General features: G+C 63.5%; 6 protein-coding genes. 3 read left to right on the top strand and 3 right to left on the bottom strand.

Annotated features, from left to right (window positions below):
• Window positions 1-388: inorganic phosphate transporter (locus EOA36_RS27645; protein ID WP_145969337.1), on the top strand; the 388-nt coding region annotated here is incomplete at its 5' end.
• A 293-nt stretch (window positions 389-681) separates the two neighbouring features.
• Here EOA36_RS27645 and EOA36_RS27640 read toward each other — a convergent pair.
• The 3 genes from EOA36_RS27640 to EOA36_RS27630 form a co-directional block, all read right to left on the bottom strand.
• The gene (locus EOA36_RS27640; RefSeq protein ID WP_245464490.1) at window positions 682-1398 is read right to left on the bottom strand and encodes an MFS transporter; all 717 of its coding nucleotides are present in this window, start codon (window positions 1396-1398) and stop codon (window positions 682-684) included.
• Window positions 1399-1581: 183 nt separating this feature from the next.
• Window positions 1582-2742, bottom strand: coding sequence for a patatin-like phospholipase family protein (locus tag EOA36_RS27635; protein WP_127280248.1), 1161 nt, complete (start codon window positions 2740-2742; stop codon window positions 1582-1584).
• The gene (locus EOA36_RS27630; RefSeq protein ID WP_127280247.1) at window positions 2735-3523 is read right to left on the bottom strand and encodes an acetoacetate decarboxylase; all 789 of its coding nucleotides are present in this window, start codon (window positions 3521-3523) and stop codon (window positions 2735-2737) included. Before EOA36_RS27630 ends, EOA36_RS27635 begins: the two co-directional genes overlap by 8 nt.
• 227 nt (window positions 3524-3750) lie before the next feature.
• Here EOA36_RS27630 and EOA36_RS27625 point away from each other — a divergent pair, with 227 nt between their 5' ends.
• Together EOA36_RS27625 and EOA36_RS27620 are read left to right on the top strand one after the other, a co-directional pair.
• Window positions 3751-4539, top strand: a complete 789-nt coding sequence (locus EOA36_RS27625) for a 3-hydroxybutyrate dehydrogenase (RefSeq protein WP_127280246.1) — start codon at window positions 3751-3753, stop codon at window positions 4537-4539.
• Between the two features lie 66 nt (window positions 4540-4605).
• Window positions 4606-4918, top strand: a 313-nt coding sequence (locus EOA36_RS27620; RefSeq protein WP_189553375.1) for a metallophosphoesterase, incomplete at its 3' end; no start/stop codon positions are given.

Genomic DNA, 4918 nt, shown 5'->3' with positions numbered 1-4918 from the left:
TCACAAGGCCGTCGACAACGCGACGAAGTTCATCCCGATCTGGGTGAAGGTCGCGGTCGCCTTGGCGCTCGGCCTGGGCACGATGGTCGGCTGGAAACGCATCGTCGTCACGGTCGGCGAGAAGATCGGCAAGAGCCACCTGACCTACGGCCAGGGCGCTGCCGCGGAACTCGTCGCCATGGTCACCATCGGCATGGCCGACCGTCTGGGTCTGCCGGTGTCGACGACCCATGTTCTGTCATCCGGCGTCGCCGGCACGATGGCGGCGAACGGCTCGGGCCTGCAGTGGTCGACGGTGCGCAATCTGCTGCTCGCCTGGGTGCTGACCCTGCCGTGCTCGATCGCGCTCGCCTTCGCGCTGTTCATCGTCTTCCGTCAGGTGTTCTGAGCGCCAGACCCTCAAAAGAACGGCGCCACCTGCGGCGCCGTTTCTCTTTGTCGGCCCATCCTGCGAAGACCACTGAGGAGTCAGAGCGTGCGCCTTCCCAAGCGAACGCGCCGCTTCGAACGGTTCAGCTTTCGATGGAATCGTTGGCCGGCTCCAGCCTCACTCCTGCCGCCGCGCAACTTCCGCCCGGCTACGGCGGCGCAGCTGGCGCAGCGACAACACATGCAGCAGGATTGAACTCGGCACCACGAAAGCAGGGGTTAGCACACCCGGATAATCGCCAGCGCCGATGCTCAGCACATCCGGAACGTCAACTGCCACGGGCCGGGCGAGGTGATTATGCCCATGGTGATCGCGACAGCGAAATCGGCAAGGCCAAGGACGTTCCAGAGAGTTGCCGCCCTCCCGCCTCCGGCTGTGCCGTTCGCCACCGCGATCGCCGCCGGCAACGCGAGCAGTCCTGTCAGCATGTCTCCGATGCCTGCTGGCACTGCGAACACGCCGGGCAGCGCACCATGCAGCCACGCCGCGAGAGCCCAACTGCCGAATACGCGGTAGAGCTGAACCGCGCCGAGCCAGCTCGCTGGCATCGCATCGAGCACCTGCCCGATCCGCCCAGAGAACAGCAACAGCGGCGCGCCGATGACCACCGGCAGGAAGATGGCCGATGGCAACGCCGGCAAAGCCGTGGCGTCCTGGTGGAAGACGCCATTGATCGCGGCGCTCCAAGCGACGGCGAACCACAGCGTGTCCGCGATCATGATCGCCAACCAGGTCGCGCGACGTTGACCGGGCGTCAGGCTCGTATGTTCGAGGCCGAGCCACAATCCCAGAGCGACGAGCCCGTGAGCCGCGAGCTGGTGGAACGTGGTCGGAACGCCGCTGTCCGGGATCGCCGGCCAACGATAGATCAAGAGTAGCCACAGCGCCGTGAGCGGCACAAACCACAGCAGGCCGCGCCAGGCGTCACGCGATGGAACGACAGCAGGGGAAACGGCTTCGGCGGTCATCGGCGGTACTCCATTGAGCCCAGCGCATTCTGCTGGCGCCCAGATGTAAGCCCGCTCTCCGCGAGCGGCTATCCGCGATAATGTTGATGGCCTATGAAGCAGAGCTTCACAGTTTACGGGCTTCCAGCCGAGCGACCGCTATGCATTTTCCCGAGATTGCTCAGCTTGTGGCGGGTGCAAGTATCAAGTCGGATCTTCGCGATGCAGGTCGTGGATGGTGACGCCATCGGCATTGGTCGGCAGCATCAGCCATTTCTTGTGACGCAGCGTGCGCTCGGTGTCCTCGAGGCCCATCTCCCAATGCTCGCGCATCGAGGTGCCTGAAAACTCGTAGTCCTTGGCGTGACCCTCGTAGCCCTTGTGCTGGTAGATCAGGTGGACGATGTTGACGACGCCGGCGTTGGAATAGTCGGCGATCAGCTCCTTCTCGCCTTCCTTGAGCTGCTCCGGCGGCACGCGCTTCAGCGCATCGAGCAGCTTCATCTTCAGCGCATGGATGCGCTCGAAATTGTCGGTGTTCTGCCGCGTGCGGCTCGAATACATGATGTCCTTGTGGCGCGACAGCACGTCGGCCATGCCGCGCGGCAGCACGCCGCGAGCGCTGAACAGATCGACCTGGAACACCAGCGAGGAACGGTCCTCTTCCTGGTCGAGCAGATATTGCAGCGGCGTGTTGGAGACGATGCCGCCATCCCAGTAATATTCGCCCTCGATGCGGATCGAGGGGAAGGCCGGTGGCAGCGCGCCGCTGGCCATGATGTGCTCCGGCGCGATCCGCACCTTCTCGGTGTCGAAATAGACGAAGTTACCGGTCCTGACATTGACCGCGCCGACACTCAGCCGCTTCTTGCCGTCGTTCAGCACATCGAAATCGATCAGGCTCTCCAGCGTGTCCTTCAACTCGGCGGTGTCGTAGAAGCTGGTGGCGCCTTCTGCCCCCGACAGCTGGAACCAGGGATTGGGATTGCGCGGCTTGAAGAAACCGGGCTGGCCCATTGTCATCGTCATCAACGACGAGGTTTGGTTGCGGATGTCGCGGTAGATGTCGCCTTCGGGCGTGTAGGACCAGATCTTGCGGCCAGAAATCGTCTGCCAGAACTGTTCCAGCCGCTGCAACCGGCGGCTCGGTTCATTGCCGGCGATGATCGCGGCGTTGATGGCGCCGATCGAGACGCCGGATAGCCAGCTCGGTTCGCAGCCGGCATCGGCCAGCGCCTGATAGACCCCTGCCTGATAGGCGCCGAGCGCACCGCCGCCTTGGAAGACCAGCGCGATACGGTCATACTGCGCCGTGATTTCCTCGATGGTGGCGGCTGCTGCCTTGTTGCGGGTACGCTCAAGCACTGACTTTCTCCAGCTGGGTTGCGCTGGCAGCGGATCGGCTGTGGTCAGCGAGGTAATCATGTACGACTTCGCCCAGGCCGAGCGTGAGGTCCGCCTTGAAGTGAACCGCCGACACGATGTCGAGCACGGGCAGCTTCGCCACGTCGGCCATGACATGGGGCCGCAGATCGAGCGCGGCCGGCGCGGTCCAGGCTTCCTTCAGCGTGATGTCGGTGAGGTAGTAGCGGACCAGTTCGCAGATGCGCGGCGTGCCGTCGACATGCGGGATGATCTTGATCAGGAAATTGGGGGCGGCGAGCGAAGCGAGCACGGAATCGTGGTCGGCTTCCCGATGCTTGTAGCCCATCGTGCCGGTGGCGCACAGAACGCTGCCATAGTGCAGCGTGCCGACGATCACCTCGCCTTCATGGACGATCTTGGGGTTGGCGAGCTTTTTCGGAAACCCCCACAGCTCACGGCCCCCGGCGATCGGCGCGTCGTCGTCGAGATACATGGAATGGACATAGCCGCCGTGCTGGCCCTTATGGCGTACGGGAATGACCTGACCGGTCTCGGTGTAGTCGCCGAAGCCGGTCGAGTCCGGCATGCGGATGAATTCGTATTTGACCAGCGGCTCATCGATCTCCAATGGCGCCGGCACGACGGCCTCGAGCGCCTCGCGTGTCGTGCGGTAGGTGATGATGATGTATTCGCGGTCGAAGAAACGATAAGGGCCGGGCGGGAAGGAGGGATTGGTGAGCGGCATCGCATAGGCGCGCTTCACGACATCGGCGATTTCCATCCAGGTGCCCCCAACGTTCGAAAATGACCCCGCGCGAATGCGCTGGGAAATATGTTGCATGGCAGCATGACAATGCCGTGTCATCGCCAAGACGCCCTTTCACGAAGCCGGCAAAGGCGGTCGCGGGGCTGTAATCGAGCCGACACATGGCCGTGGCATTGTCTTGTTGCGCCGCACAAACTATCTGCCTCAACACCACTCCCTCCCACCTCTTGCGAGATCTCCCCATGGGTTCCCTGTCTTCGAAGAATGCGCTTGTCACCGGCTCGACCAGCGGCATCGGCCTCGCGATCGCCCGCGCCTTTGCCGCCGAGGGTGCCAACGTCACCATCAATGGCCTTGGCGACGCCGCTGCCATCGAGCAGGAGCGAGTCGGCATCGAGAAGGATTTCGGCGTCAGGTGCCGCTATTCCGACGCCAACATGATGGATGGCGCCGCGGTCACCGCCATGATCCACGACGCGGAAGAGGCGTTCGGCAGCCTCGACATCCTGGTCAACAATGCCGGCATCCAGCATGTGGCGCCGATCGAGGAGTTCCCCGACGACAAGTGGGAAGCCATCATCCGCATCAACCTGCTTGCCGCCTTCTACGCCATCAAGGCGGTGGTGCCGGGCATGAAAAGCCGCAAATGGGGCCGCATCATCAACACGGCCTCGGCGCACGCACTGGTCGCCTCGCCGTTCAAGTCGGCCTATGTTTCGGCCAAGCATGGTATATCGGGCCTGACCAAGACGGTGGCTCTGGAAGTCGCCCAGAACGGCATCACCGTGAACGCGATCGCGCCCGGCTATGTCTGGACGCCGCTGGTCGAAAAGCAGATCCCCGACACGATGAAGGCGCGCGGCATGACCGAGGAGCAGGTCAAGCACGACGTGCTGCTGGCCGCGCAACCGACCAAGGAATTCGTCACCGTGGAAGAGCTTGCGGCACTGGCATTGTTCCTGTGTTCGGATGCGGCCAAGCAGATCACCGGCACTACGTTACCGATGGACGGTGGCTGGACGGCGCAGTAGAGCTGGTCGAAACATACCGGCTTCAGGCCGACGCCAGGCGGCGGCAGGAAGGCAGTGCGCGAGCCCATGAAAATCATCCAGCTCTCCGATCCGCATCTGATGGCGCCGGGTGGCCGTCTTCATGGCTCCGATCCGCTCGCCCGGCTGGAGGCTTGCCTGGCCGATATCGGCAGGAACCATGCCGATGCCGATCTGGTGGTGATGTCAGGCGACCTGACCAATGATGGCGAGCGCGCCGCCTATGCGGCGTTGAGGCAGGCGCTGGCGGGGTTCGTGCCGCGTTGCCGGCTGATGCTCGGCAACCACGACGACAGGGCGCTTTTTCTCGAGATGTTCCCGGAAGCGCCGGCCGGGCGCGGGTTCGTCCAGAGCGTCTTCG

The organism is Mesorhizobium sp. M8A.F.Ca.ET.021.01.1.1 (assembly GCF_003998025.1).
Taxonomy (GTDB): Bacteria; Pseudomonadota; Alphaproteobacteria; order Rhizobiales; family Rhizobiaceae; genus Mesorhizobium.
The sequence above is the reverse complement of the archived record's forward strand: the minus strand, read 5'-3'. Positions and strand labels throughout refer to the sequence as shown.